Source organism: Amnibacterium kyonggiense, assembly GCF_004364555.1.
GTDB lineage: Bacteria > Actinomycetota > Actinomycetes > Actinomycetales > Microbacteriaceae > Amnibacterium > Amnibacterium kyonggiense.
The window spans coordinates 311,373-338,036 of the sequence record NZ_SOAM01000001.1 but is presented as its reverse complement, the minus strand read 5'-3'; the positions used below and the strand labels follow the sequence as shown (position 1 = coordinate 338,036).

Sequence of the window (26,664 nt, the reverse complement as noted above, 5' to 3'; positions counted from 1 at the left end):
TTCTCCGCTCAGCGACGCATCGGGAACAGTGATGATTCACCACGAGTACTCTTCGACGAAACCGAAGGGAAGCGATGTACGACGTGCGGCGCCTGCGCCTGCTGAAGGAGCTCGCGGACCGCGGCACGCTCGCCGAGGTCGCCGCCGCGCTGCGCTTCAGCCCGTCGACGGTGTCGCAGCAGCTGGCGCTGCTCGAGCGCGAGGTCGGGGTGCCGCTGCTCATGCCGTCCGGCCGTCGGGTGGTGCTCACCCCCGAGGCGCAGACGCTCGCGGCGCGGGCGGGCGAGGTGCTCGACCTGCTCGAGCGCGCGGAGGCGGAGGTCGCGGCGCGGACCGTCAGCGTCGCCGGCACGGTGCGGCTCGCGATCTTCCAGTCCGCCGCGCTCGCCCTGCTGCCGCAGACGCTCAGCGTCGTGGCGACGGAACACCCGCGGCTTCGGGTGGAGGTCGTGCAGCACGAGCCCGAGTCCGCGCTGCAGCGGACGGCGACGCGGGACTTCGACCTCGTGGTCGCCGAGCAGTACCCGGGGCACGCGACGGCCTGGCACGAGGGGCTCGACCACCGGCCGCTGGTGCTCGACCCGCTGCGACTGGCGGTGCCCGCCGCCTCCGGCGTCCGCGCCCTCGCGGACGCGCAGGGGGAGGCCTGGGTGCTCGAACCCCGCGGTGCGGCGTCGCGCCACTGGGCCGATCAGCAGTGCCGGCTCGCCGGGTTCGAGCCGGACGTGCGCTACGAGTCGGCGGACCTCGAGGTGCACATGCGACTCGTCGAGTCCGGGAACGCGGTGGCGATGCTGCCGGACCTCGTGTGGTCCGGTCGCCGGGCTCCGGGGCGGATGATCGTGCCGGAGGGCGCGCCGCAGCGGGAGGTGTTCACCGCAGCGCGCGTGTCCGGCGCCGACCGGCCCGCGGTGGCAGCGCTGCGCGCAGCGCTGGAGCGCGCCGCGGCCTGACCCCGGACGCGGAGGAGGGCCCGGCGCACCGCGCCGGACCCTCCTCGAAGCCGTTCGGACCGCTCAGCTGTTGGACGTGGTGTCCGGGTCCTCGTCGGCCACCCAGAGGTCGTCGTCGGCGCGGAGCGTCTGCCACACCGCGTAGCCGATGCCCGCCAGCAGGCCGACGCCGAGCAGGATGCCGATGACGCCGCCGGCGCCGATGCCCTTGTCGCGGCCGGTCGCGTGCTTCGCCGCCTTGCCGCCGGCCTTCGCGGCCGCCCGCAGCTTGGCGCCGCCCTTGACGCCCGCCTTGTGGCCCGACTTCGTCACCGAGTCGAGGCGCTTCGTGACCTTCTCGCCCTGCTTCACGACGCCGTCGGAGAGCCCGAGCCGACTGCCCGCCTCCTCCGCGATCGCGACGGCGGCGGAGACGGCGCTCGTCACGGCCGGCAGCAGCACGCCGTTGAGCGCGTCCTTCGAGGTAGACGCGGCGTACGCGCCGGCCGCCTTGCCCGCCTTGCCGACGACCGGCGCGACCTTCTCCGCGCGGTCGACGACCGCGGTGCGGACGCCGGGCACGCCCTGGTCGAGCAGGTCCTTCGCCGCCTTCTGGGCGTGCGGCCAGGCGTCGCGCGCGACGCCGTTCGCACGCGTCAACAGCGCCTGCTGGTCGTCCCAGAGACGCTGCGCGTCCTTCTTCAACCGCTTCACCTGCTTCTTGTGCGAGACCATCCCTGCGCTCCTCGGCGTCGTCGGTGCGCGCCGACGGTGTCGTCGACGCGGGTACGAGCATCCTCCCATCGAGTGCGCTGCGTGCGACCTGAAAGTCCGCGATGTGACGGTCGTGCGCTGGGAGCGACCTCCGACCGGCCTGAGGGGACCCCTCGTGCCGAGGTCCGCGGCGCAGGCCGCCGCTCGGGTCGATGCCAGACTGGCGGCATGGCAGACGTCACCGCGACCGCAGTCCTCCACACCACCCAGGGCGACATCACGGTCAACCTCTTCGGGCTGCACGCGCCGAAGACGGTCAAGAACTTCATCGGCCTCGCGACGGGCGAGCAGACCTGGCGCAACCCGCGGACCGGAGCGCAGGAGTCGGGCCCGCTCTACAAGGACATCGTCTTCCACCGCATCATCCCGGGCTTCATGATCCAGGGCGGCGACCCGATCGGGAACGGCACCGGCGGCCCCGGCTACGAGTTCGACGACGAGATCGCGCCGGACCTCGACTTCACGAAGCCGTACATCCTCGCGATGGCCAACGCCGGCAAGCGCGGCGGACGCGGCACGAACGGTTCGCAGTTCTTCATCACCACCGGGGCGACCACCTGGCTGCAGGGCGCGCACACGATCTTCGGCGAGGTGGCGGATCAGGCCTCCCGCGACGTCGTCGACAAGCTCGGCTCCGTGCCGACCGATCGCGCGGACCGCCCGCTCGAGCAGCAGGTGCTCTCGAGCGTGGACGTGCAGCGACTCACCTGATCCGATGAGCGACGTCCGCGCCGATCTCCGACGCGTCTGGCGCCGGTCCGCGCGGTACCGCCCGCGGACCGCGACGGGCTGGATCGCGGTCGTCACCGTCGCGGCGTACATCGTGCAGCTGCTCACGGCGCCGGTGCTCGAGAACGCGCTCCTCTACGCCGCGGTCTACTCGCTGCCGTCGACGGGCGCGCCCTTCGAGCCCTGGCGGATGCTCACCTCGGCGCTCATCCACCAGCCGATCGCGATCCCGGGATCGATCATCGGCCTCACCCACATCGCGTTCAACATGATCGCGCTCGTCTCGTTCGGGCGCCCGCTGGAGCACGTCATCGGGGCGCCGCGGCTCGTGGCGATCTACCTGATCGGAGCGCTCGGCGGCTCCGTCGGCGTCCTGTACGCGGCGTTCTTCGGACTCATCGGGGTGAACACGGGCGTCTACGGGGCGTCCGGCGCGGTGTTCGCGGTGCTCGGCGCGGTCGCGGTGGTGCAGCGGCGGCTCGGGATCGACGTCCGGATGCTCGTCGTGCTCATCGCGGTCAACCTCGCGCTGGGCTTCGTGGTCAGCGGGATCGCGTGGCAGGCGCACGTCGGCGGCCTCGTCGTCGGCGCGGCGACGGGCTGGCTGTTCGTGGCGAACCGCGGCCCTCGCCGCGATGCGCGGGCGCGGATCGGCGCGGTCGGCATCACCACGGTGCTGCTCGCGCTCGCCCTCGTCCCCGCCGCCGTCGTCTGATCCGAGGACCGTCCGTCAGGCGTCGACGGCCGGTCCTCCACGGTTCATCCCCGCTTCATCCACGGGCAGTCCACGGAGTTATCCACAGGCTTCTGCACCATGTGGAGAATCACAGGCCTGTCTTTCCGCGCAGGCGCGCAAGCCCCCGGTCGGGGCGGGAGCCGAGGGCTCGGGCTACTTCCACCACAGGGTCATGAGGAAGCCCACGAAGGCGATCCCGAATCCGATGAGGATGTTCCAGCTCGACTGGTCAGCCGGGAACGGGATGGGCAGCGTGCCGCCCGAGATGTAGAACACGACGATCCACAGCAGGCCGAGCAGCATGAAGCCGAACATGAGGGGCTTGAACCACACGGGGTTCGCGCCGTCGCCCGCGGCTCGGCGTTCCTCCCGACGGGCAGGAGACGTCTTCACTCGGGCCATGGCCGACAGCGTACCGGCCGAGCCGACGGACGGGCCGACCGCCGGTGCGTAGGATCCCTCGGATGACCCGTGTGCTCGTCGTCGACAACTACGACAGCTTCGTCTACACGCTGAACGGCTACCTCCGTCAGCTGGGCGCCGAGACGGACGTCGTCCGCAACGACGTCGTCGCCGAGGAGGACCTCCCCGCGACGATCCGCGGCTACGACGGCGTGCTCGTGTCCCCGGGCCCGGGGAAGCCGGCCGACGCGGGCGTTTCCATCCCGATCGTCCGCGCGGCCGTGGAGGCCGGGATCCCGCTGCTCGGGGTCTGCCTCGGGCACCAGGCCATCGCGGAGGCGTTCGGCGGCGTCGTGACGAACGCCGAGGAGCTGATGCACGGCAAGACCTCCCGCGTCGTGCATGCCGAGAGCACCCTGTTCGAGGGCGTGCCGGACGTGTTCACGGCCACCCGCTACCACTCGCTCGCGGTCGTCGACGGCACCGTGCCCGCGGAGCTGGAGATCACCGCGCGCACGGAGGGCGGCGTGATCATGGCGCTGCAGCACAAGGACGCACCCGTGTACGGCGTGCAGTTCCACCCGGAGTCGGTGATGACCGAGGGCGGGCACCGGATGCTCGCGAACTGGCTCGCCGTCGTGGGCGACGAGGAGGCCGTGGCGCTGTCCGAGGGCCTGAGCCCCCGCATCGCCTCCTAACCGGCGGGCGGCGGCGTGGTGGCCGTGTCCGTCGGATCCGGGGTCGGCACGGAGTTGCCCGAGCACTGCTGCAGCACGATCCGCGAGCCCTGGTCCACCGGCCCGGCGGGCGTGCCCTGGTAGATCACCGTGTCGCCGGGCGTCCCGCAGTTCTGCGCCTGCTGGACGTCCGCGGACAGGCCGAGACCGGTGAGCGTCGACTGCGCAGCCGCGATGGTCTGCCCGGTGAGGTCGGGCAGGTCGACCTTGCCGTCGGAGACCGTCAGGTCGACCTTCGTGCCCTCGTCGACCGTGGCGCCCGACTTCTGCGCCGCCGAGATGACGACGTCCTGCTGCACGTCCTTCGAGTGCTCCGTCGTGACGTCCCCGAGCTGCAGCTTCGCCTCGCTGAGCGCCTGCTTGGCCGCGTCGAGCGAGAGGCCCTCGAGCTTCGGCACGGTGGCCTGCGGCACACCCGTCGACACGACGAGGGTGACGGCGTCGCCCTTCGTGAGCACCGTCCCTGCGCCGGGGGTCGCGCGGATCACGACGCCCTTCTGCACCGTGCTGCTGGCCTGCTCGTGGATGAGCGCGCGGAGGTCGAGGCTCGTCAGCGCCTTCTCGGCGGTCGCGCTCGTCGCGCCCGCGAGGCCGTTCGGCACGGTGCGGTTGTCCGCGCCGAACCCGCCGGTCGCGATCGAGACCACCCAGAGCGCGACGGCGAGCACGATCGCCGCGACGACGACCACGCCGGCCCAGATCCACGCGGCGGGCGGCCGGCTCGTCGTGCCCGAGGGGCCGGGGTCGTCGAACGCGAGGCGACGCACGGTCGACTCCGGCGTCGAGTCGGCCCCGCCGAACAGCTCCTGCTGGATCTCGACCGTGGGAAGGCGCGCGGTCGGCGTCCGGCCCGCGAGCACCGCGTCGACGTCGTCGCGGAACTCCTCGGCGGACTGGTAGCGGCGCGCCTTGTCCTTCTCGAGGGAGCGGAGGACGACGGCATCCATCGCCTCCGTGAGGGCCGGGTTCAGGCGGCTCGGCACCTCGGGCCGCTCCGACACGTGCTGGTACGCGACCGCGATGGGGCTGTCGCCGCGGAACGGCGCCCGGCCCGTCAGCATCTCGAAGAGCACGACGCCCGTCGAGTAGAGGTCGCTGCGGAGGTCGACGGTCTCGCCCTTCGCCTGCTCCGGCGAGAAGTACTGGGCGGTGCCGAGGATGACGCTCGTCTGAGCGACGGTCGCGGAGGAGTCGCTGATCGCCCGCGCGATGCCGAAGTCCATGACCTTGATCTGCCCGGACCGGGTGACCATCACGTTGCCGGGCTTGATGTCGCGGTGCACGACGCCGGCGCGGTGGGAGTACTCGAGCGCGGTGAGGATGCCGCCGACGATGTGGCCGGCCTCCTGCGCCGTCATCGGGCCGTCCTTGATGAGGTCCTTCAGCAGCTTGCCGTCGACGAACTCCATCACGATGAACGGCAGCTGCGCCTCGCCGCCGCCGGACTCGAGCACCGTCTCCTCGCCGGCGTCGAAGACGCGGACGATCGTCGGGTGGGTCATCCGCGAGGCGGCCTGCGCCTCCTGCCGGAACCGCATCCGAAACGTCGGATCGTTCGCGAGGGAGGACTTCAGCAGCTTGATCGCGACCTTGCGGCCGAGGCGCGTGTCGGTGCCGACGTGCACCTCCGCCATGCCGCCCCGGCCGATGTGCTGCTCGACGCGGTAGCGGCCGGCGAGCAGGCGCTCGCCGCCGGTGAGGGCCAGGATCGGCCCGGTCAGCGCGGCGGTCGGGGTGCCCTCGTCGGTGCTCATTGCTGGGCGGCGGTGTCGGTCGGGGTCGGGCTCGGGTCCGTCGACGGCGGGGTCGAGGCGGAGGCGGGGGCCTTGACGGTCACGCGCAGCGTCGGGGAGTAGCCCGCGGTCTCCACCGCGCCGCAGTTCGCGGAGTAGCTGATCGTGATCGTGCCCGGGTTCTGGCCCGCGGTGACCGGCGCGCTCTGCACGGTGTCGAGGGCGGTGTCGCCGGTGTCCGCCGCGGCGCCCGCGACCCGGAGCGTGTAGCCGGACAGCGATCCGCCGGAGCCCGCCGGGCAGTTGTAGGTCGGCCAGTTGACCGTGAACGTCTGCCCCGGCGCGACGGTCTTGCTCGCCGTTGTCGGCGCCGACTTCGGGGCCGAGGGCGTGGTGGACGCCCCGTAGTAGGTGACGGTGACCGTGCTGCCGGAGGTCGTCTCGAGCGGCGAGATCTTCGTGACCTGGCCGGCCACGTCGCTGCTCGTCGCCTCCTGCTCGTCCGGCTCGACCTGCAGGCCGAGCTGCTGGAGGTCGGCCTTCACCGCGGAGTACTGGCGACCGTAGTACTTGCTCGCATCGAGGGAGATCGCGGACGCGGAGGCCGAGGCGGACTTCGACGGGGCCGAGCTGCTCGCGCTCGACGCCGGCTTGCTGCTCCCGGGCGTCGCCTTCTGCGAGGTGAGGTTCGAGATCAGGAACCAGCCGAGCAGGAGCGCCAGCACGACGATGAGGGCGATCAGCGGGATCGTCCAGGCGCTGCGCTTGCGCGGGCCGTCGTCGCGCGGTCCGTCACCGGTGCCGTAGGGACCCGTGACGGTCGGCGGCCCGGCGGGCGTCTGCTGGTACGCGGCCGTCGCGCCCGTGGGCGCACCGGCGCCCGGCACGCCCATGAGCATGGTGTCGAAGCCCGGGGACTGGGACGGCATCACGCTCGTGGCCTGGTCGGTCTGCATCGCCATGGTGGGCGCGGCGACGCCGGCGGGGAGGACGGCGGGCACCGCGGAGGCGGCCGCGAGCACGTCGCCGCGGCGGAGGGCCTGGGCGGCGCGCGCGAGGAGCGCCGCGGTCGTCGGACGGTCGGACGGCGCCTTCGCGATGCACGCGAACACGAGCCGGCGGATGGGCTCCGGCACCGAGTGGGGGAGGTCCGGCGCGATGTCGTTGATCTGCGCCATCGCGATCGCGACCTGCGACTCGCCCGTGAACGGGCGATGACCCGCGAGCGCCTCGTAGGCGACGATGCCGAGGGAGTAGATGTCGGTGGCCGGCGACGCGGGCTGCCCGCTCGCCTGCTCGGGCGACAGGTACTGCACGGTGCCCATGACCTGGCCGGTCGCCGTGAGCGGCACCTGATCCGTGATGCGCGCGATGCCGAAGTCGGTGATCTTCACGCGCCCGTCGGGGGTGACGAGCAGGTTGCCCGGCTTGATGTCGCGGTGCACGAGACCGGCGGCGTGCGCGGCGTGCAGCGCCATCGCGGTCTGCGCGACGACGTCGAGCACGCGGTCCGGCGGCAGCGTGTGCTGGCGCTCGAGGATGGAGGACAGCGGCTCGCCGGGGACGAGCTCCATGACGAGGAACGCGGAGCCGTCCTCCTCGCCGTAGTCGTAGACGTTCGCGATCCCCTCGTGGTTCACGAGCGCCGCATGGCGCGCCTCCGCGCGGAACCGCTCGAGGAACCCGGGGTCGCCGAGGTACTCGTCCTTCAGGATCTTGATGGCGACGGGACGCCCGATGACGAGATCGGTGGCCTCCCACACCTCGCCCATGCCGCCGATGGCGATGCGCGAGGAGAGCTCGTAGCGGCCCCCGAAAGTGAGCCCGGACACCGGTCTCATCCGTTCAGCACCGCCTCCATGACCTGCTTGGCGATCGGAGCGGCCAGCTGGTTGCCGAACCCCGACTGACCAAGACCCCCACCGTTCTCGATCACCACGGCCACCGCCACCTGCGGGTCGTCCGCGGGAGCGAACCCGGTGAACCAGAGCGTGTACGGATCCTCCGCACCGTTCTGGGCCGTCCCCGTCTTCCCCGCGACCGTGACCCCGTCGATTCTTGCATTGGTCGCCGCACCGCTGGCCACAGAAGCGACCATCATCGCCTTCACCTCGCTCGCCGTCTTCGCGCTGATGGGGTTCCCGAGCACGGCCGGGCTGAACGCCTGCGAGCTCGCGAGCGAGGGCGACACGACCTTCTCGACGAGGTTGGGCTTCATCTCGACCCCACTGTTCCCGATGGCCGCCGCGACCATCGCCATCTGCATCGGCGTGGCCTTGACGTCGAACTGACCGAAGGCCGTCTGGGCCGTCTCGGCGCTGTTGAGGTCGCTCGGCGGGTAGATGCTCGGCGTGACCGTGAGGGGGATGGAGAGCGGCCGGTCGAAGCCGAACTTCTCGGCCTGGGTCCGGAGCGCCGTGGAGCCCAGCTTGGCCCCGAGCTGCGCGATCGGGATGTTGCAGGAGAGCTTCACCGCGGTGAAGATCGACGCCTTCTTCGACGCGCCGCAGTACTCGCCGTCCGCGTTGTGGATCGTCGTGCTCGTGCCCGGCAGCGTGTACGCCGGCGGGTTGGGGAAGCTCGAGTTCGAGGTGTACTTCCCGCTCTCGAGGGCCGCGGACGAGGTGATCAGCTTGAAGGTCGACCCGGGCGGGTTGAGGTTCCCGGCGATCGCGCGGTTCACGAGCGGGTTCGGCGACCGCTTCGAGAGGGACTCGTACGAGGCGATGCCGTTCGTGTGGTCCGCGATGAGGTTCGGGTCGTACGAGGGCTTCGACACCATCGCGAGCACCTTGCCGGTCTTCGGCTGGATCGCCACGACGGCGCCGCGGAGGGACCCGAGCGCGTCGTAGGCGGCCTGCTGCACCTTCGGCTGGATCGTCAGCTGCACGGAGGCGCCCTTCGGCGTCTGCCCGGTGACGATGTTCTGCAGCCGGTCGAGCACCTGGTCCGAGGACGTGCCGGCGAGCTGCGCGTTCTCGGCGCCCTCGATGCCGGTCGGCGCACCGATCGGGTTGTAGTAGCCGGTGACGGCGGCGTACAGCTTGCCGTCCTTGTACTTCCGGTCGAACTGGTAGGTGTCGCCGGACTTCACGGAGGTGACGATCGGCTTGCCGTCGGCGGTGAGGATCTGCCCGCGCTCGATCGAGTACTGGTCGGCGCGCGCCCGCTGGTTCCGGGGGTCGGCGTCGAGGTTGTCGGTCTGGAACACCTGGATGATCGACGACGCCACGAACAACGCGGTGAACATCACCAGCACGAGCGCGCTGATGCGCTTCAGCTCCCGGTTCACGTCAGATCACCGTCCTCGGGCCGCTGCGGATCGTGTCGGAGATGCGCAGCAGCAGGGCCGCGATCATCCAGTTCGCCACGAGCGACGAGCCGCCGGCGGCGAGGAAGGGCGTCGTCAGGCCCGTCTCCGGGATCACCCGCATCACGCCGCCGACCACGATGAAGACCTGGAGGGCGAAGACGAACGCGAGACCGACCGCGAGGAGCTTCCCGAAGTCGTCCGGCCCGGAGAAGCCGATCCGGAAGCCGCGGGAGACGAAGAGGAGGTAGAGGCAGAGGATGGCGAAGACCCCGACGAGACCGAGCTCCTCGCCGAGCGACGCGATGATGAAGTCGCTGTTCGCCGCCGGCGTGATGTCGGGGCGGCCCTGGCCGAGCCCCGTGCCGAACAGGCCGCCGTGCGCGAGGCCGAAGACGCCGTTCACGACCTGGTAGCTGCCGCCCTGGTCCTCGTACAGGGTGCCGTCGAAGGCGTGGAGCCAGTTCGTGATGCGGCCCTGGACGTAGCTGAGGATCTGCGTCGCGGCGTAGGCGCCCCCGGCGGCGAGGACGAGGCCGAGGACGATCCAGCTGGTCCGGCCCGTGGCGACGTAGAGCATCGCGACGAACATCCCGAACAGCAGCAGACCGGTGCCGAGGTCGTGCTCGCCGACGATGACGCCGAGGGCGAGCACCCAGACCACGAGGATCGGCCCGAGGTCGCGGGCGCGCGGCAGCTGGACGAACAGGACCTTCCTCCCGACCATCGCCAGGGAGTCTCGGCGCGCGACGAGGAAGCCCGCGAAGAAGATCGCGAGGGTGATCTTCGCGATCTCGCCGGGCTGGAAGTTGAGGGGGCCGACGCTGACCCAGACGTAGGCCGCGGCACCGCTGAGGCGGAGCCCCGGCACCAGCGGCAGGATCAGCAGCACGATCGACGCGAGCATCGCGATGTACGTGTACCGCTGCAGCATCCGGTGGTTGCGGATGGCGAACAGCACGACGATCGCCGCGCCGATCCCGAGCGCGGTCCACACGATCTGGTTCGACCCGTAGTCCCAGTGCTTGGCGACGCCGGTGGGGCTGAGGTCGATCCGGTAGATCTCCGCGATGCCGAGGCCGTTCACGGTGGTGGCGATCGGGAGGATGAACGGGTCGGCGTCCCGCGCGACGATCCGCAGCACGACGTGCAGCGCGACCGCCAGCGCACCGACGCCGCCCGCGAGCTTGACGACGTCGAGGTCGATCTTCCCGAGCGCGCCGAGCTGCACGAGCACGATCGCCGCCGCGGAGACCGCGAGGGCGAGGAGCAGCAGGCCGAGCTCGATGTTGCGGAGCCGGGTCGACGGCCGCACGACCGGCGCCCGGTCGACCTCCGGACGCGACAGCGTCGTCGTCGCGTCAACCACCGCTGTCGGTCCTCGCGTTCTCGACGACCGTCTCCGCGTCGGCCAGCGACGACGTGGAGATCGTCTCGGCGATCTGGGACCGCGTGAATGCGCTGAGGTCGCTGCGCGTGATGTCCGTCACCCGCACGACGTGGCTCAGCTTGATCGGGCCGATCGTCCCCTGCACGCCCTGGTAGATCGCGACGTCCTGCCCCGCGAAGCCCACGTAGTACCGCGTCTGCGTGTACCGGTAGCCGAGGAAGGCGGCCCCGACGAGCGCGGCGACGATGAGCGCGGTCGCGGCGAGCCACGTGAGGCGCCGCCGCCAGAGGCGCCGTCGGTCCTCCTTGATGAGCGCGTCGAGGTAGTCCTCCGACTCCGGCTGGAAGCTCGCCTCCGGCGTCGCGGTGCGGATCGGGTGGAGCAGCAGCGCGGGGAGGCGGTTGTGCGCGCGACCGGAGGCGGCCAGTTCGGGGTCGAGGCCGCTCGACGCCGAACCGACGAGCTGCGGCGCGGCGGGGCCGCTGCCCGGCCGGTCGATGTCGACGACGATCGCCGTCACGTTGTCGGGGGCGCCGTGCTCGAGCGCCTCGCCCACGAGGGCCTCCGCGGCCTCCGCCGCCGTGCCGGCGCCGGCCATGGCGACGAGCACGCGCTCGAGCGGCACGTAGCTGGTGAGGCCGTCGGAGCAGAGCATCCAGCGGTCGCCCGGCACCGTGCCGAGGATGGCGGTGTCGATCTCGGGCGACTGGTCGATGTCGCCGAGCACCCGCATGAGCACGCTGCGCCGCGGGTGGACCGCCGCCTCCTCGGGCGTGATGCGGCCCGTCTCGACGAGGCGCTGGACGAACGTGTGGTCGTTCGTGATCTGCGACAGCTCGCCGTCGCGGAGGAGGTAGATCCGCGAGTCCCCGATGTGGGCGGTGGCGATCACGTCCCCGACGCGCACGAGCGCGCTCACGGTCGTGCCCATCCCGGTGAGCTCCGGTCGGTCCTCGACCGCGGCGCTGATGTCCTGGTTCGCGGCGATCATCGCCGACTGCAGCGCGAACTCCGCCTCCTGCGGCGTCGCGAAGTCGAGCCGGTCGGTCTCCGCGATGCGCCGCACCGCGATCGCCGACGCGATGTCGCCGCCTGCGTGGCCGCCCATGCCGTCCGCCACCACGAACAGGGACCCGCCCGCGTAGCCGGAGTCCTGGTTCTGCGTGCGCACCCGGCCGACGTGGCTGACGGCCGCGCCCGTCGTGATCGTCGCCACCCGGTCAGCCACGGAGCTCGAACGTGGTCGCGCCCACCTTCACCGACACCCCGACGGGCACCTGGGTGGGGGAGTCGATGCGGGCGCCGTCGACGAACGTGCCGTTGGTGGAGTCGAGGTCCTGGATCACCCAGTCGGAGCCCCACAGCAGCAGGCGGGCGTGGTGCGTCGACGTGTAGTCGTCGCGGATCTGCAGCCCGGCGTCGCTGGCCCGGCCGATCATGAGCGGCTCGGTGCCGAGCGGGATCTCCAGGCCGGCCTTGCCGCCGGACGTGATCACGAGCACCGAGGCGGGGCCCTGGTGCACCCGGGCGCCGCCGCCCGGCGTCGGCGGGGACGGCAGCGACTGCACGGCGGGCGGCGTGCTCGCCGGTGCGGGTGCCGGCGGCGCGGCGCCCTCGGGGACCCGACGGACGCGGCCGCCGAACAGGTCGCTCCGGAGCGAGTAGACGACCGCGAAGACGAAGACCCAGAGCAGCAGGAGGAACGCGACCCGCAGGACCAGGAGGGTGAGCTCGCTCATCTCACCGCTCCTTCGCGCGCGCGACGACGCGGAACACGATGTGCGTGCGGCCGATCTGGATCACGGACTCGTTCGGCAGCGCGGCGTGCGTCAACCGGGCGCCGTTCAGCGTGGAGCCGTTCGTGGAGCCGAGGTCGCGCGCCTCCGCGCGCCGGCCGTCCCAGACGATCTCGAGGTGGCGGCGGCTGATGCCGGGGTCGTCGACGGTGATGTCCGCCTCCGAGCCGCGTCCGATGACCGTGCGCTCGCCCAGTGCGTGCCGCTGCCCGTCGATCTCGACCGTCGGCTGCCAGGCGACCTCGACCTTCTCGGACGAGGAGCGCACGTCGAGCAGGCCGAGCGTGATCGACGGGTCGGCCTCGAGCGAGATCACCGGCGGCGACACCATCTGGTAGCCCTGCCGGGTCGCGTGCTCGACGAGCAGCCCCGTCAGCTCGTCCATCAGCCCGTCGCCGAGGGCCGTCATCGCGGCGTGGTCCTCGGGGTTCATGCGGACGACGAAGCGGTTCGGCACGAGGACGCGGTCGCGCGCGACCGGCGACGCGTGGGTGTCGAGCTCCTTGCGGAGGGCCGCCGTGATCTCCACGGGGGCCAGCCCGGAGCGGAACGTCCGGGCGAACGCGCCGTTGACCGCGCGCTCCAGACCTCGCTCGAAGCTGTCGAGAATGCCCACCTGCGGGAACCGTTCCGTGATCGTGTCTGCGCACGGAGGGCCCGCCCGCGAATGGCCCAGGGTAACGCGGGGGGTTCGGAGGGGGGTCACCGCCCCGCGCGCGCCGGAGGATCGGCGATCCGTGCACCCGGAGCGGGCAGCGGCGTCGTGCTAGCCTTTCCGGGCCTTCGGCGCCCACCGGCGCCGCGCACGCGCGAGTGGCGGAATAGGCAGACGCGCACGGTTCAGGTCCGTGTGCCCGAAAGGGCGTGGGGGTTCAACTCCCCCCTCGCGCACGAACGGAAGGCCCCCGGCGTCCGCCGGGGGCCTTCCGTGTTCGTCCGGCTCGGATCAGCGCTCGTTGACCCAGTCCGCGACCGCGCCGTGGCCGTCCTGCAGCTCCCACGGCACCGGATCGGCGAGCTCGACCGGCTCCTCCGGCGGCAGGTCGAAGGGGCCGGGCCGCCGCACGACGCCGTAGACGTCGATCTGCGCGGCGTTCCGCAGGCTGGAGGACACCGCGCTGCCGGGTCGGATGCCGACCAGGGCCCGGAGGCGCGCGTTGAAGCTCACGCCCTGATCATGATGCAGATCGGCCAGGCTCCGCGACTCCTTGATCGCCGGCGGCCCCGCCGTCGCACTCCTTCGCGTCGCGATTCGTGCCGCACCTGAACGATGCGCGCGGCACAGATCGCGACGCGAAGGACCGGTGCGGGTGGGGCGCGGCCAGCGGCCGCAGGACCGTCAGTCCTTCTGCAGGGCGTCGGGCTTGTGGACGGCCTCGCCGCCGGACTTCTCGCTCTTCACGAGGTACTGCGGGTCGTCCTTCGACGCCTTCACGTGCCGACCGCCCGCGTCGGTCTCGGACGTGATCTTCTTCTCGACCTCGCCCTCCGCTTCTCCACCGTGCGACTTCCACGACACGTGGTCGCCCTTCTTGAGGTCATCAGCCATGGCCGTGACCCTAGGACGCGCCCCCTCGGGGGCGCCTGCGCGTCAGTGGTGAGGGCGCTGGTGGTCGAGCAGATCGCGGATGCGGCGCTCCCACGCCTTGCGGACGCGGTCCCGGGAGTCCTTCGCGACCGACGGCACCGGCGGAGCTGCGGACGGGGTGGTCGCGGTCGGGATCGGCACCGCGGCAGCCGCGGTGACCGTGACCGTCGGCGCCGGCTTCGGGGTCGTCGCGGCCGCCGAGGGCGTGTGCTCGACGACCGCCGCCGCGGTCGGTGCGGGACCGCCGGACAGCGCTGCGACCCATCCGCCGGCAGCGGCGAGGATCAGGACGAGGAAGGCGGCGACGAGCAGGTGGCGCCGGGGCTTCCGCGCCCGGGCGGCGCGGGCGCCGGACCGCGGGAGGACCGCGGTCGCCAGGGAGGGAGCCTCGTGGAGGGCGGTGAGCAGCGCCGTCGGCGTCTCCACGGCGGTGGGGTCGAGCACGTCGTCCGGCAGCCGCTCGACCATCTCGCGCAGCACCGCCACGGTGGGCCGGTGCGCCGGGTCGAGCGCCGTCATCGCGGTGAGCACCGCGCGCCAGGAGGGACCGATGTCCGCCGGCAGCTCCGGTGCGCGCACCAGGCGGGCGACGGCCGACTCCGCGGGGGCGCCGGGGAACGCGATGCGGGCCGTGAGCGCCTCGATCGCGACGAGGCCGAGGGCGTACACGTCCGTCGCGGCGCCGATCGGCTGGCCGCTCACCTGCTCGGGGCTCAGGTACGCGGCCGTGCCGACGATCTGGCCCGTCGAGGTGAGGTGGTCGGTCCGGATGTGCTGGGCGATGCCGAGGTCGACGAGCTTCACGTCCCACCGGCCCGTGGCGGGCTCGGCGGTGAGGAGGACGTTGGCCGGCTTGAGGTCGCGGTGCACCACGCCCGCCGTGTGGAGCGCGTCGAGCGCGGCGAGCAGCCCGGCCAGCACGCGGCGCACGACGGCGCCGGTCTGCGGGCCGTCCTGCCGGACGACGGTGCGCAGGTCGGGCCCGTCGACGAGCTCCATCGCGAACCAGACGGCCTCGCGCTTCCGCAGCTCGTCCGAGCCTGCGTCGAGCACGGCGACGAGGTTCGGGTGGTCGAGCCGCGCGAGGTACTGGGCCTCGCGCCGAAGGCGCTCGCGCTCGACGGCGTCCGAACCGGCCCGCAGGATCTTGATCGCGACCTCGCGGTCGAACCGCTCGTCCCACGCGCGGTGGACGGCGCCCATGCCGCCCGAGCCGATCTCGGGACCGAGCCGGTACCGGCCGCCGAGAACCGGGATCACCTGCACGTCCTCGACGCTAGGTGCGGATCCCCCGATCGGGAGGTCCTCGGTCGCGTGTCACCGATACGGAGATCCGAGGCGCAGAGCCTCCCGGATCTCCGTATCGGTGAACCGGACGACTACGAGTGGTGGGACTCGCGCCAGACGCGCTCGAAGGGGAGGCGCCAGGCGTACGGGGCGATCAGCTGGTGGATCGCGTTCGGACCCCAGCTCCCCACCGCGTACGGGCGCACGGGGGGCGGGTCGTCCAGCAGCGGCTGGCTGACCTCCCACAGGCGCTCGATGCCCGCGGCGGAGGTGAACAGCGTGTGGTCGCCGCGCATCGCGTCGAGGATCAGGCGCTCGTAGGCCTCGAGGACCTCCCCGGCGTTCGCGGTGTCCTGCATCGCGAACTGCATCGACATCTTGTCGAGGCGCATGCCCGGCCCGGGCCGCTTGCCGTAGAACGACAGGGACATCTTCGACGCGTCCGCGAGGTCGAACGTCAGGTGGTCCGGCCCCTTCGCGCCGATGCCGGAACCGGCCGGGAACATCGACTGCGGCGGCTCCTTGAAGGCGATCGAGACGATGCGCTGGCCCTCCGCGAGCTTCTTCCCCGTGCGGAGGTAGAAGGGGACGCCGGCCCAGCGCCAGTTGTCGATCTCGCACTTCAGCGCGACGAAGGTCTCCGTCTCGCTCTCCGGCGAGACGCCCGGGATGTCCTTGTATCCGACGTACTGGCCGCGGACGACCGACTCGGGGTCGATCGGCTTCATCGAGTTGAAGACCTTGTTCTTCTCCTCGCTGATGGCCTTCGGCTCCAGCGCGGTCGGGGCCTCCATCGCGACGAACGCGAGGATCTGGAACAGGTGCGTCACGACCATGTCGCGGTACGCGCCGGTCGCCTCGTAGAACGTGGCGCGCTGCTCGAGCCCGAGCGTCTCCGGCACGTCGATCTGGATCTGCTGGATGAAGTTGCGGTTCCAGATGGGCTCGAAGAGGCCGTTGCCGAACCGGATCGCGAGGATGTTCTGCGCCGGCTCCTTGCCGAGGAAGTGGTCGATCCGGAAGATCTGGTTCTCGGCGAAGGTCTCGTGGAGGCGCCGGTTCAGCTCGACGGCGCTCGCCAGATCGGTGCCGAACGGCTTCTCCATGATGATCCGCGAGCCCTCGACCAGGCCGGCGTCGCGGATCGTCTCGACCGCTGCGAGGGCGGCCTTCGGCGGCACCGACAGGTAGTGGATGCGCCGGGCGGACGGGCCCAGCCGACCCGCCGCAGCGGCGACCGCCTGCGCGAGCGCCTTCGGACCGGCCTTGCTCGGCACGTAGTGGAGCTTCTCCGCGAAGTGCTTCCACTCGTCGTCGGTGAGGTGCCGGCGGTCGAACTCGTCGAGCGCCGCCTTCGCCTGCTCGCGGTAGGTGTCGTCGTCGAGGTCCTCCAGCGAGGTGCCCACGATCTCGATGTCCGGCGCGAGGGAGGACAGCACGAGGTTCGCCATCCCCGGGAGGAGCTTGCGCTTCGCGAGGTCGCCGGCCGCTCCGAAGAGGACCACGACGTGCGGTGCCGTCGACTGCGCGGCCTTCTGGTACTGCCGCTCCGCCTGCGTGAGGGTCATGTGAAGATTCTGGTCCCTTCCTGGACGAGGAGCGCTGAGCGCGGACTGCCGAGCGCCCGTCAGACCGGTTCCGGGGCGCCCGCGGCCACGATCGCGGGCAGGTCCGCGGGCGCGTCGGCGATGGCCACGGCGCCGGCCGCCTCCTCGGGCGCGCCGTAGCCCCAGCCGGCGACGACGGTCGGGATGCCGTGCGCGGCGGCGCCCTCCACGTCGTGGATGCGGTCGCCGATCATCACCGGGCGCGACACGTCGACGCCGCGCTCGACCAGCAGCTCGAGGGCGCGCGTGATCACGTCGGCCTTCGTGCTGCGCGTCTCGTCGTCGGAGGCGCCCGCGATCACGGTGAAGAGCGGTGCGAAGGCGAAGTGCTCGAGGATCCGGGTCGCGATGCCCTCCGGTTTCGACGTCGCGATGGCGAGCGGCGCCAGCTCGCGGAGGCGCTCGAGCGCCTCCCGGATCCCCGCGTACGGCTCCGCCTCGAAGGCGCCGAGCCGCCGGTAGCGCTCGCGGTAGCGCTCGAGCGTCCTGGCGGCGTCCGCGGGCTCGAGACCCGCGACGTCCCGGAGGCCGTCGAGGATCGGCGGTCCCACGAACTCGACCATGCGCGCCGGCGGCGGCACCGGCAGGCCGAGCTCCTCGAGCGCGACGGCGAGGCTCCGCGTGATCCCGAGGGCGGAGTCCATGACGGTGCCGTCGAGGTCGACCAGGATCACGGTGAAGGGCTCGGACATCAGGGCCCATCCTGGCGGCTCGACCGGAGCGCGGTCGCGCCCCAGATCGGGCCGGAGCGCGACGGCAGGGACTCCGGAGCACGACAGCAGGAACCAGGCGCTGCAGCAGGAACCCGGGGCGCCCGGATTCCTGCTGCAGCGATCCGTTCCTGCGATCGTGCTCGGTCGATCAGGGGTAGCGGTTCAGGAAGACGACGTCGCTGCCGCCCGTCTTCGGCACCGCCGCCTCCCCGGTGCCGTTCACGACGTGGTCGATCGTCCCCGCGTCGTTCAGGCTGACGGTCACGAGGTGCCGCAGCTGCACGCCGGGCCGCCGCGGGACCTCGAAGGCGCGGGAGGCGTGCAGCGTCGGGACGACGTTCGTGTAGATGTACGAGCCCGCGCCGTCGACCCGGTTCCACCGCACGGAGTCCGCGACCGTGTAGGCCGCGTACCCGTTCACGGAGCCGTGCCGCCAGGCCGCCTGGCTGGGCGCGTCGTAGGGCAGCTCGTTCTGGAAGAAGATCGTGCGCCCCCGCTCGCCGTTCCAGATCGCGTTGTACTGCTGGTAATGCTCGACGAAGAGGCCGGTCGCGGTGACGTCGTCCCCGTTCACGACGACGCCGTTCCGCGCCGTGTTCTGCGTCCAGCCCACGCCGGTGCCGTGGTCGGCCCGCCAGGCCCAGATGTCGTCGAGGACGACGTGGTCGCTGTTCACGACCAGGCTCGTCGTCGCCCGCCCGGCGTGCGGGCCGCCGATCCGGAAGAAGACGTCCTGGAGGGCGATCGGGTTCCTCGCGGAGCCGCCCGCCCCGCGGCGGGCGCCGACCTCGACGAGCGCGGGGGAGTTCGTCGCACCCGCGTCGACGATCAGCCCCGCGAGGTCGACGCCCGGGACGCCGGCGACCCGGATCGGCACGGCGCCGCGCTCGGCGGTCAGCGTCGCGAAGCCGAGCCCGAGGACCACCGTGTTCGGGCGCGTCACCGTGAGCGAGCGGTCGATGCCGTACACGCCCGGCGTGACGAGCAGGTCCTGCCCCCTCCGCAGCGACCGCTGGATGCTCGCCGCGCTGTCGCCCGGCTGCACGATCCGGAACCGCGACAGCGGGAGCGAACGGCCCGCCTCCGACCCGGTCGACCAGCTCGTGCCGGTCGTGCTCGTCCGCGCTGCGGGGACGAAGACCTTCCAGGCGCCGCGGTCGTCCACGTAGAGGAACGGCTTCTCGCGGCTGACCGGGGTGCGGTCGACGACCGTGTACGGGTTCGGGCCGTCGGCGACCGCGTGGCCGTCGGCGGGGAACGTCTCGGCAGGAGCGCCCTGCACGCCGGAGAAGACCTGGTTCCAGACGCCGTTCGACCAGCTCGCGACGCTGCTGTTGCGCGTCAGCCACTGCTGCTGGGAGCCGTTGGTCACGGCTCCCAGGGCGGAGTCGGCGATGAACCCGCCGCTCGCGTAGGACGGGTTCGTGCAGTAGTCCATGAGCGTCGTGGGGCCGTTGACCTGCACCCGGCGCATCGGCGCCGCCTGTGACACGGCCCAGAACTCCGTGTTCGCGTGGCAGCCCTCACCGCCCATCGGGTTGATCGTGAGGTTCGAGAGCGAGCGCCAGAAGTTGTTGAGCGCCACGCAGCCGTCCGAGACGTTGCCGCCGGGATCGCCCGCGCACTGGTTGTAGACGTTCGCCGTGCCGTTGATCACGACGTCGGACGGCGACTTCCCGAGCCCGGCGACCTCCTCGCCGTAGCCGAGCTGGAAGTTCAGCGGGTCCGCCGCCGAGCCGTAGGTGCCGGGGAGGAACAGGACGGCGACGCGACCGGGGCCGAACTGGTCGGGCACGCGGTCGGCGGCGATCGCGTCGAGCTTCGCCTGCACCTCCGCCTGCGGCATGTCGGGGGAGAGCACGACGGTGTTCGGGCCGAGGTCCGGCTGGCCGGGCCGCGCGGTCGGGGCCGCGCCGGCCGCCGGCGCGGCTGCGAGGACGCCGGTCACGAGCGTCGCGGCCCCGAGGAGGGCGAGGAGCCCGCGTCGTGGACGCGAGCGCAGGGCAGAGGGAATCGGCATCGTCGCCGCCTTTCTGGTGGAGCTGCGCGTCAGCCCAGCACCGCAGCGGCCCGGACGGCTGTGGATCCGCCATGAGCGCGTGTCGCCCGCGGACCACCGATCCGGAGATCCCGGTGCGTCGCGCGTCGAGGATCGGAGACGAGTCGCGCTCGCAATGAACTCAGAAGAGGCGGGCGGGGCCGACCTCGACGCCTCGCATCGCGTCGTAGTCGAGGACGAGGCAGCGGATGCCGCGATCCTCCGCGAGGGTGCGCGCCTGCGGCTTGATCTCCTGCGCCGCGAAGACGCCGGAGACCGGCGCGAGGTGCGGGTCGCGGTTCATCAGCTCGAGGTAGCGGGTCAGCTGCTCGACGCCGTCGATGTCACCGCGCCGCTTGATCTCGACCGCGACGGACACCCCGCCCGCGTCGCGGGCGAGGATGTCGACGGGGCCGATCGCCGTCATGTACTCGCGCCGGACGAGGGAGTGGCCGTCGCCGAGCAGCTCGATCTGCTCGGCGAGCAGCCGCTGCAGGTCCGCCTCGACGCCGTCCTTCACGAGTCCCGGATCGATCCCGAGCTCGACCTGCTCGTCGACGATCAGCTCGTGGATCCGGATGACGAGCACGTCGCCCGTCTTCCCGTGCGTGACGCGCCAGACCTCGCGGACGCCGGTCGCGGCGACGTCCTCGTCCGGCTCCTCGACCGCGAGGGAGCACGGCGGGCTCATCCAGTTCAGGGGCTTGTAGGAGCCGCCGTCCGCGTGCACGAGCACGCTGCCGTCGGCCTTCAGCATGAGCACCCTGCGCGCCGGGTCGAGATGGGCCGACAGCCGGCCCGCGTAGTCGACCGAGCACTCCGCCACCACGAGTCGCACGGGCCGAGAGCCTACGTGGCGGCGACCTGCGCCACCTGCCGCCTGCGGCTCACCAGGTACGAGCCCGTGAGCACCAGCACGAAGCCGACGAGCGTCCAGACGGTGACCTGCTCGTGCAGCACGAGCGCGCCGGCGGCCACCGCCACCGCGGGGTTCACGTAGGTGATCATCGTGACCCGCACCGGCCCGACCTCCGCGATCAGCGCGAACATGAGCAGGAAGCCGACCGCGCTGCAGACGACGCCGAGGGTGACGATCGACGCGATCGCAGCGCCGGACGGGATCGCGGTCGGCCACGAGCCGAGCAGCGGCACGAGCGGGACGTAGACGAGCGCGGTGATGGCGAGCGACAGCGCGACCACGCCCGTGCCGGGCAGGTCGGACATGCGCCGCGCGAGGATCACCGGGCCGATCGCGTAGCCGACCACGACGATCACCATCTGGAGGAGGCCGAGCACGTCCGAGCCGCCCACGTCGAGCCCGACGAGGGCCGCGACGCCGAGCATGCCGGCCAGGACGCCGAGCCAGTTGACGCGGCTCATCACCTCGGGGCGGCCGGAGAGCGCCGCGACGGCGACCCCCACGAGCGGCACCGCCGCGAGCAGCAGCCCGGCGAGCGAGCTCGGGAGGCGCTGCTCGGCCGACGTCAGGAAGAACCACGGCACGACGATCTCCGCCGCCGTGTAGGCGAGCAGCGGGCGCCAGCGCCGGAGCACGGGCAGCACCTGCCGGCGGGCGACGACGACGGGGAGGAGCACGAGCGCGCCGATGGCGCTGCGCCCGAGCACGACGACCGCCGGATCGACCTCCTGCACCGCGATCTTGATCAGCAGGTAGGGGATGCCCCAGGCGATGCCGAGGCCCGCGAACAGCAGGATCCCGCGGCGGCGCACCGGACGATCCTGGCAGCGGGCACCGACGCCCGCGGTCCGGCCGTGAGGCGGCCGAACCGCGCGAGCCGTCCCGCCCACGGGGGACGAGCGCTCCTAGACTCCACCCGTGGCCCAACCCGACCCTTCGAGCGCCTCCGGGCAGCCCGGCGCGGTGGTCCCCCCGCGCATCCAGGACGACCTGTACCGCGCCGTCAACGGCGAATGGCTCGCGACGGCGGAGATCCCCGCCGATCGCGCCCGGTCCGGGGCGTTCCTCGACCTCGTGGACGACGCGGAGGTCGCGGTCCGCGCCATCGTCGAGCGCGCCCAGCAGGCGGAGCCCGGCACCGAGGCCCGCAAGATCGGCGACCTCTACTCCTCCTTCATGGACGAGGCCCGGGTCGAGGCGCTCGGCGCCGCGCCCCTCGCCGAGCCGCTCGGCCTGGTCGCCGCGGCCGACTCCGTCGCCACCGTCCTGGCCGTGCTCGGCACCCTCGAGCGCCGCGGCGGCGGCAGTCTGTTCCGCCTCTTCGTCGACAACGACCCCGGCGATCCCGGGCGGTACCTCGTCTTCTTCGAGCAGGGCGGCCTCGGCCTGCCGGACGAGCGCTACTACCGGGAGGACGACTTCGCGTCCCATCGCGACGCGTACCGGACCTTCCTCACGAGCATGTTCTCCCTCGCGGGGCAGGACGCCGCCGAGGAGCGCGCGGACCGCGTGCTCGCGCTCGAGACCGAGATCGCGGCGACCCACTGGGACGCGGTCGCGACCCGCGACGTGCAGGCGACCTACAACCCGACCTCCTGGGCCGACCTCGTCGCGTCCGCCGGCGAGCGGGGCGCGCTGCTCGACGCCTGGGCGGCCGGCCTCGACGCCCCGATCGGCGCGCTCGACACGGTCGTCGTCCGCGAGCCGAGCTTCGTCTCCGGCGTGCTCGCGCTGCTCACGCACGACCGCCTCGAGGCGTGGCGCGACTGGCTGGCGATCCGCGTGATCCGCCCGCTGGCGCCCTACCTCTCCTCCGCGTTCGTCGACGCGCAGTTCGCGTTCACGGGCACCGCGCTCACCGGGGCGCAGGAGCTGCGGGCCCGCTGGAAGCGCGGCGTCGCGCTCGCCGAGGGCGCCATGGGCGAGGCGGTCGGCAAGCTCTACGTGGAGGAGCACTTCCCGCCGATCGCGAAGGTGCGGATGGACGTGCTCGTCGCGAACCTCGTCGCGGCGTACCGGGACTCGATCTCCTCCCTCGACTGGATGAGCGACGAGACCCGCGCCCGCGCGCTCGAGAAGCTCGGGAAGTTCACCCCGAAGATCGGGTACCCGGCCGTCTGGCGGGACTACTCCCGGCTCGAGGTGTCCGCGGACGACCTGGTCGGCAACGTGCAGGCGTCGAGCGCCTTCGAGTTCGACCGCGAGCTCGGGAAGATCGGGAAGCCGGTCGACCGCGACGAGTGGTTCATGACGCCGCAGACGGTGAACGCGTACTACAACCCGGGCATGAACGAGATCGTGTTCCCCGCTGCGATCCTCCAGGAGCCGTTCTTCGGCCCCGACCGGGACGACGCCGCGAACTACGGCGGCATCGGCGCGGTGATCGGGCACGAGATCGGTCACGGGTTCGACGACCAGGGCTCGCAGTTCGACGGCGACGGTCGGCTCGAGAACTGGTGGACGGAGGCGGACCGCTCCGCGTTCGAGGAGCGGACGAAGGCGCTGATCGCGCAGTACGACGCGCTCGTGCCCCTGGGGCTCACCGACCACGTCAACGGCGCGCTCACCATCGGCGAGAACATCGGCGACCTCGGCGGCCTCACGATCGCGTGGAAGGCCTACGTCCTCTCGCTCGAGGGCGCGGAGCCGCCCGTGATCGACGGGCTGACCGGCGCGCAGCGCTTCTTCATCGCCTGGGCGACGGTCTGGCGGGAGAAGCGGCGCGAGGCGGAGGCGAAGCGCCTGCTCACCATCGACCCGCACTCCCCGCCGGAGTTCCGCTGCAACCAGATCGTGAAGAACCTGGACGAGTTCGCAGCGGCGTTCGACCTCACCGAGACGGATGCCCTGTGGCTGGATCCGAAGAGCAGGGTCACGATCTGGTGACCGCCGCTCCGGCCGAGTCCAGGCGGACGCGGTCGCGGAGCGGCGAGGAGAACGCCCGGCACCGGGGCGAGGCGGTGCGCGCGGACTTCACCGACGGCTTCACCGCGCTCGCGCACCTGGCGCTCGACGGCGCGCAGGTGTCCGCGCGGGTGATCGACCTGCTGTCGGGCAAGGCCCTGTTCTCGGTCGACGACCACGTCGTGCTCCCGACGGCGAGCGTCGGCAAGGTCCTCCTGCTGCTCGAGATCGCCGCGCGGCTCGAGGAGCAGGTGAACACCCGCTTCGACCTGCTCGACCGGACGCCGGAGGACCTCGTCGCGGAGGCCGGCGTCTGGCAGTACCTGCACGCGCCGAGCCTGCCGCTGACCGACCTCGCGGCCCTCGTCGCGGCGACGAGCGACAACCTGGCGACGAACGTGCTGCTCCGCGCGGTGGGGCTGGACGCCGTGCGCGCGCGGGCCGACTCGCTCGGCCTCCGGCGCACCGCGCTGCTCGACCGGGTCCGCGACCGGCGGGGCCCGGACGACGCCCCGCAGCTCTCGGTCGGCTCGGCCGCGGAGCTGACGACGCTGTTCGCGCGGATCGCGCGGGGCGAGGCCGTCAGCCGGGCGGTGTCCTCCCGCGTGTCCGACTGGCTCGCGCTGAACGCCGACCTGTCCCTCGTCGCCTCCGCGTTCGCGCTCGACCCGCTGTCGCACGTGCGCAGCGATCACGGGCTCAGCCTGCTGAACAAGACGGGGTCGGCCCCCGGGGTGCGGAGCGAGGCCGGGGTGCTGCGCGGACCGCGCGCCTCCGTCGCCTACACGGTCACGATCGAGTTCGAGGACCGTCTGCACACGCGGCGCCTCGCGGTGCTGCAGGCCATGCGCACGATCGGGATCGGGATCCTCGAGTACGTCTGCTGAACCGGCGCGGGTTCGCCCACGGGCTGCTCCGCCGACGGGGAGGTCCTCCGACGGGGGAGTCCGTCAGCAAGAAGCAGACGCTTCAGCAGGAAGCAGGCGGCCCGGGGTTCCTGCTGAAGCGCATCGTTCCTGCCGTCGTGCTCGTGGACTCCTGCTGATGTGCTCTCAGGCGATGCGCTTGCGGGCCGGGCGGTTCTGCACCGTCTCGACCCAGCCGCCGCGGCCCATGAACGGCGCATCGATGCGGCTGCTCGAGAGGAGCCGCTCGAGGTCCTGCTCCAGCGCCGGGACGTCGCCCGGCTCGGGCAGCTCGTCGACCATGCGGAGGAACTCGACCACGACCTGGTCCGGCTGTGCGGCGTCGCGGCCCGCGATGCGCGTGCTGTAGCCGCGCTTCCACACCGCCTGCTGCACCCGGTTCGACTCGCCGAACGGGATGCTGCGCGGGATCACGACTCGGTACGCCACGGTGCGGATGATACGCGGAAGTTACGCGGAGGTTACGGGTTCTCGCACGTGTCTTGGGAGATCCTCGAGAGCGCATTCCGCGAATCCGAGGGTGCGCTGCGGCGCATTCCTCTGCCAGCATCCAGCGATGAGCACATTCGACCCGGAGACCGGGTTCCGCGCGGTCCCTCCGGCGCTGCAGGTCGACGGCGTCGTCCGGCGGGTCCGGAACCCGTACGACGCCGCGCTCGGGATCATCTGGGCCTCGGCGGGCACGCTGACGGTGCTGCTGCTCTTCATCGGTGCGGGACTGCAGCAGACGCCGACGGGCGGCGGAGGGTGCTTCGCGTTGAGCGGCGTCCTCGCGGTGATCGCGCTGCTCGTCGGCAGCATCCACCTCGGCGTCCGCGCGATCGGCTGGCGACCGCCGCAGGACTGAGCGGCGTCAGCCGGCGAGAACCGTGCCGGGCTGCTCGTCGCTCGCCGGCGACGTGCTGAGCCCGTGCAGGGTCTCGACGGCGTCCGCGAAGCGCTGCGCCTCGCCCGCGGCGGCGAGCTCGCGGGCGCGGGCGGACGGCGTGTGCACGAGCACGCCCGCCAGGTGGCGCATCGCGCGCTCCACGGCCTCCGTCGCCTCGCCCTTCCGGCGGAGGCGCTCGATCTCCTGATCGACCAGCTCGAACACGTGGGCGCGGTAGGCGACGACCGCCGGGGTCGCCGCGGTCGCGCGCTGGTCGGCGCCGTACTCGGCGACCGCCTCCGCGATGAGGGCGAGCGCGTCGTCGGTCGCCTGCAGCTCGGGCAGCGGGGCGTGCTTGCCGATCGTCTCGAGGTCGAGCAGGTCGACGTCCTGCAGGCCCGCGACGTCCGGCTCGATGTTCCGGGGCATGCCGAGGTCGACGACGAGCTGGCGGGCAGGCTCGGCCACGACCGAGCGGGCCCGGCGCAGCTTCTCCGCGTCGAGGATCGGGGTCGTCGCGATGCTGCACGAGATGACGATGTCCGCGAGGGCGAGGCGGTGCGGCAGATCCGTGCGGGTCACGGCGACGACGCCCTCCCGCTGCGCGAACTTCAGGGCGCGGCCGCTCGGCGAGTACACGGCGATCTCGTGCACCCCGCGGTCGCGCAGGGCGGCGAGCGTCGCCCGGGCGTACGTGCCGGTGCCGATGAGCAGCACCCGGGTCGTCGCCCAGTCCGTCACGCGGCTGCCCGCGAGGTCGAGGGCGAGCCGGACGATGCTGCGGCCCGCGCTGCCGACCCGCGTGCGCTGCTGGACGGCGCTGGAGGTGCGGGAGGCGCGCTGGAAGAGGCGCTCGAGGTCGGGCGTCGTCGTGCCGAGCCCGCGCGCCGCCTCGAGCGCGCGGGACACCTGACCGGCGATCTCCGCCTCCCCGACGACGAGGGACTCGAGGCCGCTCGACACCGCGAAGAGGTGTCCGGCGAGGTCGGACCCGGTGCGGCGGGCGGCGGCGTCGGCGACCGCGGCCGCGTCGACGCCCGCCTCCGCGGCGGCGAAGTCGAGCAGCCCGTCGACCTCCGCCTCGTCGGCGACGTCGAGGTAGGCCTCGAAGCGGTTGCAGGTCGCCAGCAGCACGCCGCCGCGCACGCCCCGATGGGCGCCGACGAATCGCGCGAAGGTCTCGGGGGACACGGTCGCGAGCCGCTCGAGGACCTCGAACCCCGCCGTGCGGTAGTCGGCGGTCAGAGCGGTCAGCACGGCGGGCGATTCTACCAG

Annotated in this window: 26 protein-coding genes and 1 tRNA gene; 8 read left to right on the top strand and 19 right to left on the bottom strand. The window is 72.4% G+C overall.

All coding sequences use genetic code 11. From position 1 onward, the window contains the following. Positions 1 to 74: 74 nt before the first annotated feature. Positions 75 to 953, top strand: coding sequence for a LysR family transcriptional regulator (locus tag CLV52_RS01805; protein WP_133764309.1), 879 nt, complete (start codon positions 75 to 77; stop codon positions 951 to 953). A 63-nt stretch (positions 954 to 1,016) separates the two neighbouring features. On the opposite strand, the gene CLV52_RS01800 is transcribed toward CLV52_RS01805, so the two are convergent. Then, positions 1,017 to 1,667 carry a hypothetical protein gene (locus CLV52_RS01800; RefSeq protein WP_133764307.1) on the bottom strand — a complete coding sequence of 217 codons (651 nt, stop codon included), beginning with the start codon at positions 1,665 to 1,667 and terminating at the stop codon, positions 1,017 to 1,019. 207 nt (positions 1,668 to 1,874) lie between these two features. Here CLV52_RS01800 and CLV52_RS01795 point away from each other — a divergent pair, with 207 nt between their 5' ends. Both CLV52_RS01795 and CLV52_RS01790 read left to right on the top strand, forming a co-directional pair. Next, positions 1,875 to 2,417: a peptidylprolyl isomerase gene (locus tag CLV52_RS01795; protein WP_133764305.1), complete on the top strand. Its 543-nt coding sequence runs from the start codon at positions 1,875 to 1,877 to the stop codon at positions 2,415 to 2,417. A 4-nt stretch (positions 2,418 to 2,421) separates the two neighbouring features. After that, entirely contained in the window at positions 2,422 to 3,150 is a 729-nt protein-coding gene (locus tag CLV52_RS01790) for a rhomboid family intramembrane serine protease (protein ID WP_133764303.1), read from the top strand. Between the two features lie 174 nt (positions 3,151 to 3,324). On the opposite strand, the gene CLV52_RS01785 is transcribed toward CLV52_RS01790, so the two are convergent. Continuing rightward, positions 3,325 to 3,573 (bottom strand): cell division protein CrgA, encoded by a 249-nt coding sequence (locus tag CLV52_RS01785; protein ID WP_133764301.1) that lies wholly within the window; start codon positions 3,571 to 3,573, stop codon positions 3,325 to 3,327. A gap of 62 nt (positions 3,574 to 3,635) precedes the next feature. On the opposite strand from CLV52_RS01785, the gene CLV52_RS01780 reads away from it, so the two are divergent. Next, positions 3,636 to 4,271, top strand: coding sequence for an aminodeoxychorismate/anthranilate synthase component II (locus tag CLV52_RS01780; RefSeq protein ID WP_133764299.1), 636 nt, complete (start codon positions 3,636 to 3,638; stop codon positions 4,269 to 4,271). Here the strand turns inward: CLV52_RS01780 and pknB are convergent. Genes pknB through CLV52_RS01745 form a run of 7 tightly spaced genes read right to left on the bottom strand, consistent with a single transcriptional unit; the run spans position 4,268 to position 13,155 of the window. Continuing rightward, positions 4,268 to 6,064: a Stk1 family PASTA domain-containing Ser/Thr kinase gene (gene pknB / locus CLV52_RS01775; RefSeq protein ID WP_133764298.1), complete on the bottom strand. Its 1,797-nt coding sequence runs from the start codon at positions 6,062 to 6,064 to the stop codon at positions 4,268 to 4,270. The two genes, CLV52_RS01780 and pknB, sit on opposite strands and share 4 nt — an antisense overlap. Further along, positions 6,061 to 7,884, bottom strand: a complete 1,824-nt coding sequence (locus tag CLV52_RS01770) for a serine/threonine-protein kinase (protein WP_133764296.1) — start codon at positions 7,882 to 7,884, stop codon at positions 6,061 to 6,063. Before CLV52_RS01770 ends, pknB begins: the two co-directional genes overlap by 4 nt. Further along, entirely contained in the window at positions 7,881 to 9,335 is a 1,455-nt protein-coding gene (locus CLV52_RS01765; protein ID WP_133764293.1) for a peptidoglycan D,D-transpeptidase FtsI family protein, read from the bottom strand. The genes CLV52_RS01770 and CLV52_RS01765 overlap by 4 nt, the downstream gene beginning before the upstream one ends. Position 9,336: 1 nt before the next feature. Continuing rightward, on the bottom strand, positions 9,337 to 10,722 hold the full coding sequence (locus CLV52_RS01760; protein WP_425455651.1) for an FtsW/RodA/SpoVE family cell cycle protein: 1,386 nt from the start codon (positions 10,720 to 10,722) through the stop codon (positions 9,337 to 9,339). Next, positions 10,715 to 11,971 (bottom strand): PP2C family protein-serine/threonine phosphatase, encoded by a 1,257-nt coding sequence (locus CLV52_RS01755; protein WP_246017892.1) that lies wholly within the window; start codon positions 11,969 to 11,971, stop codon positions 10,715 to 10,717. The genes CLV52_RS01760 and CLV52_RS01755 overlap by 8 nt, the downstream gene beginning before the upstream one ends. Beyond that, positions 11,964 to 12,482 (bottom strand): FHA domain-containing protein FhaB/FipA, encoded by a 519-nt coding sequence (locus CLV52_RS01750; RefSeq protein ID WP_133764291.1) that lies wholly within the window; start codon positions 12,480 to 12,482, stop codon positions 11,964 to 11,966. The genes CLV52_RS01755 and CLV52_RS01750 overlap by 8 nt, the downstream gene beginning before the upstream one ends. A 1-nt stretch (position 12,483) precedes the next feature. After that, the gene (locus tag CLV52_RS01745; protein ID WP_133764290.1) at positions 12,484 to 13,155 is read right to left on the bottom strand and encodes an FHA domain-containing protein; all 672 of its coding nucleotides are present in this window, start codon (positions 13,153 to 13,155) and stop codon (positions 12,484 to 12,486) included. 191 nt (positions 13,156 to 13,346) lie between these two features. Here CLV52_RS01745 and CLV52_RS01740 point away from each other — a divergent pair. Then, a tRNA-Leu gene (locus tag CLV52_RS01740) sits at positions 13,347 to 13,430 on the top strand. 55 nt (positions 13,431 to 13,485) lie between these two features. On the opposite strand, the gene CLV52_RS01735 is transcribed toward CLV52_RS01740, so the two are convergent. The 8 genes from CLV52_RS01735 to CLV52_RS01700 all read right to left on the bottom strand — a co-directional run bounded on the left by CLV52_RS01735 (position 13,486) and on the right by CLV52_RS01700 (position 21,503). After that, a complete protein-coding gene (locus tag CLV52_RS01735) occupies positions 13,486 to 13,707 on the bottom strand; it encodes a hypothetical protein (RefSeq protein ID WP_133764288.1) in 222 nt (73 codons plus the stop codon). 171 nt (positions 13,708 to 13,878) lie between these two features. Next, positions 13,879 to 14,088: a hypervirulence associated TUDOR domain-containing protein gene (locus CLV52_RS01730; RefSeq protein ID WP_133764286.1), complete on the bottom strand. Its 210-nt coding sequence runs from the start codon at positions 14,086 to 14,088 to the stop codon at positions 13,879 to 13,881. Positions 14,089 to 14,130: 42 nt separating this feature from the next. Continuing rightward, the gene (locus CLV52_RS01725; RefSeq protein WP_133764283.1) at positions 14,131 to 15,393 is read right to left on the bottom strand and encodes a serine/threonine-protein kinase; all 1,263 of its coding nucleotides are present in this window, start codon (positions 15,391 to 15,393) and stop codon (positions 14,131 to 14,133) included. A 113-nt stretch (positions 15,394 to 15,506) separates the two neighbouring features. Further along, positions 15,507 to 16,982: a glucose-6-phosphate dehydrogenase gene (gene zwf, locus CLV52_RS01720; protein ID WP_133764281.1), complete on the bottom strand. Its 1,476-nt coding sequence runs from the start codon at positions 16,980 to 16,982 to the stop codon at positions 15,507 to 15,509. Between the two features lie 59 nt (positions 16,983 to 17,041). Further along, positions 17,042 to 17,713, bottom strand: a complete 672-nt coding sequence (locus CLV52_RS01715; RefSeq protein WP_133764279.1) for an HAD hydrolase-like protein — start codon at positions 17,711 to 17,713, stop codon at positions 17,042 to 17,044. A gap of 169 nt (positions 17,714 to 17,882) precedes the next feature. Continuing rightward, positions 17,883 to 19,754, bottom strand: coding sequence for a pectate lyase family protein (locus CLV52_RS01710; RefSeq protein WP_133764277.1), 1,872 nt, complete (start codon positions 19,752 to 19,754; stop codon positions 17,883 to 17,885). A gap of 160 nt (positions 19,755 to 19,914) precedes the next feature. After that, on the bottom strand, positions 19,915 to 20,610 hold the full coding sequence (gene nucS, locus CLV52_RS01705; protein WP_133764275.1) for an endonuclease NucS: 696 nt from the start codon (positions 20,608 to 20,610) through the stop codon (positions 19,915 to 19,917). A gap of 11 nt (positions 20,611 to 20,621) precedes the next feature. Continuing rightward, entirely contained in the window at positions 20,622 to 21,503 is an 882-nt protein-coding gene (locus CLV52_RS01700; protein WP_133764273.1) for a DMT family transporter, read from the bottom strand. A gap of 106 nt (positions 21,504 to 21,609) precedes the next feature. Here CLV52_RS01700 and CLV52_RS01695 point away from each other — a divergent pair, with 106 nt between their 5' ends. Then, complete coding sequence (locus CLV52_RS01695) at positions 21,610 to 23,577, top strand: M13 family metallopeptidase (RefSeq protein WP_133764271.1); 1,968 nt, start codon at positions 21,610 to 21,612, stop codon at positions 23,575 to 23,577. Further along, entirely contained in the window at positions 23,574 to 24,482 is a 909-nt protein-coding gene (locus tag CLV52_RS01690) for a serine hydrolase (RefSeq protein ID WP_133764269.1), read from the top strand. The genes CLV52_RS01695 and CLV52_RS01690 overlap by 4 nt, the downstream gene beginning before the upstream one ends. 165 nt (positions 24,483 to 24,647) lie before the next feature. On the opposite strand, the gene CLV52_RS01685 is transcribed toward CLV52_RS01690, so the two are convergent. Then, entirely contained in the window at positions 24,648 to 24,950 is a 303-nt protein-coding gene (locus CLV52_RS01685) for a hypothetical protein (RefSeq protein WP_133764267.1), read from the bottom strand. Between the two features lie 127 nt (positions 24,951 to 25,077). On the opposite strand from CLV52_RS01685, the gene CLV52_RS01680 reads away from it, so the two are divergent. Then, positions 25,078 to 25,368: a hypothetical protein gene (locus tag CLV52_RS01680; protein WP_133764265.1), complete on the top strand. Its 291-nt coding sequence runs from the start codon at positions 25,078 to 25,080 to the stop codon at positions 25,366 to 25,368. A gap of 6 nt (positions 25,369 to 25,374) precedes the next feature. Here CLV52_RS01680 and CLV52_RS01675 read toward each other — a convergent pair whose 3' ends face one another. Next, positions 25,375 to 26,646 carry a glutamyl-tRNA reductase gene (locus CLV52_RS01675; RefSeq protein ID WP_133764263.1) on the bottom strand — a complete coding sequence of 424 codons (1,272 nt, stop codon included), beginning with the start codon at positions 26,644 to 26,646 and terminating at the stop codon, positions 25,375 to 25,377. Positions 26,647 to 26,664 lie beyond the last annotated feature (18 nt).

What these genes read in the sequence shown, in the direction of transcription:
- CLV52_RS01800 (WP_133764307.1), bottom strand. Translation starts at nt 1,667, where the DNA reads ATGGTCTCGCACAAGAAGCAGGTGAAGCGGTTGAAGAAGGACGCGCAG.
- zwf (WP_133764281.1), bottom strand. Translation starts at nt 16,982, where the DNA reads ATGACCCTCACGCAGGCGGAGCGGCAGTACCAGAAGGCCGCGCAGTCG.
- CLV52_RS01710 (WP_133764277.1), bottom strand. Translation starts at nt 19,754, where the DNA reads ATGCCGATTCCCTCTGCCCTGCGCTCGCGTCCACGACGCGGGCTCCTC.
- CLV52_RS01715 (WP_133764279.1), bottom strand. Translation starts at nt 17,713, where the DNA reads ATGTCCGAGCCCTTCACCGTGATCCTGGTCGACCTCGACGGCACCGTC.
- CLV52_RS01790 (WP_133764303.1), top strand. Translation starts at nt 2,422, where the DNA reads ATGAGCGACGTCCGCGCCGATCTCCGACGCGTCTGGCGCCGGTCCGCG.
- CLV52_RS01785 (WP_133764301.1), bottom strand. Translation starts at nt 3,573, where the DNA reads ATGGCCCGAGTGAAGACGTCTCCTGCCCGTCGGGAGGAACGCCGAGCC.
- pknB (WP_133764298.1), bottom strand. Translation starts at nt 6,064, where the DNA reads ATGAGCACCGACGAGGGCACCCCGACCGCCGCGCTGACCGGGCCGATC.
- CLV52_RS01795 (WP_133764305.1), top strand. Translation starts at nt 1,875, where the DNA reads ATGGCAGACGTCACCGCGACCGCAGTCCTCCACACCACCCAGGGCGAC.
- CLV52_RS01770 (WP_133764296.1), bottom strand. Translation starts at nt 7,884, where the DNA reads ATGAGACCGGTGTCCGGGCTCACTTTCGGGGGCCGCTACGAGCTCTCC.
- CLV52_RS01805 (WP_133764309.1), top strand. Translation starts at nt 75, where the DNA reads ATGTACGACGTGCGGCGCCTGCGCCTGCTGAAGGAGCTCGCGGACCGC.
- CLV52_RS01750 (WP_133764291.1), bottom strand. Translation starts at nt 12,482, where the DNA reads ATGAGCGAGCTCACCCTCCTGGTCCTGCGGGTCGCGTTCCTCCTGCTG.
- CLV52_RS01730 (WP_133764286.1), bottom strand. Translation starts at nt 14,088, where the DNA reads ATGGCTGATGACCTCAAGAAGGGCGACCACGTGTCGTGGAAGTCGCAC.
- CLV52_RS01780 (WP_133764299.1), top strand. Translation starts at nt 3,636, where the DNA reads ATGACCCGTGTGCTCGTCGTCGACAACTACGACAGCTTCGTCTACACG.
- CLV52_RS01680 (WP_133764265.1), top strand. Translation starts at nt 25,078, where the DNA reads ATGAGCACATTCGACCCGGAGACCGGGTTCCGCGCGGTCCCTCCGGCG.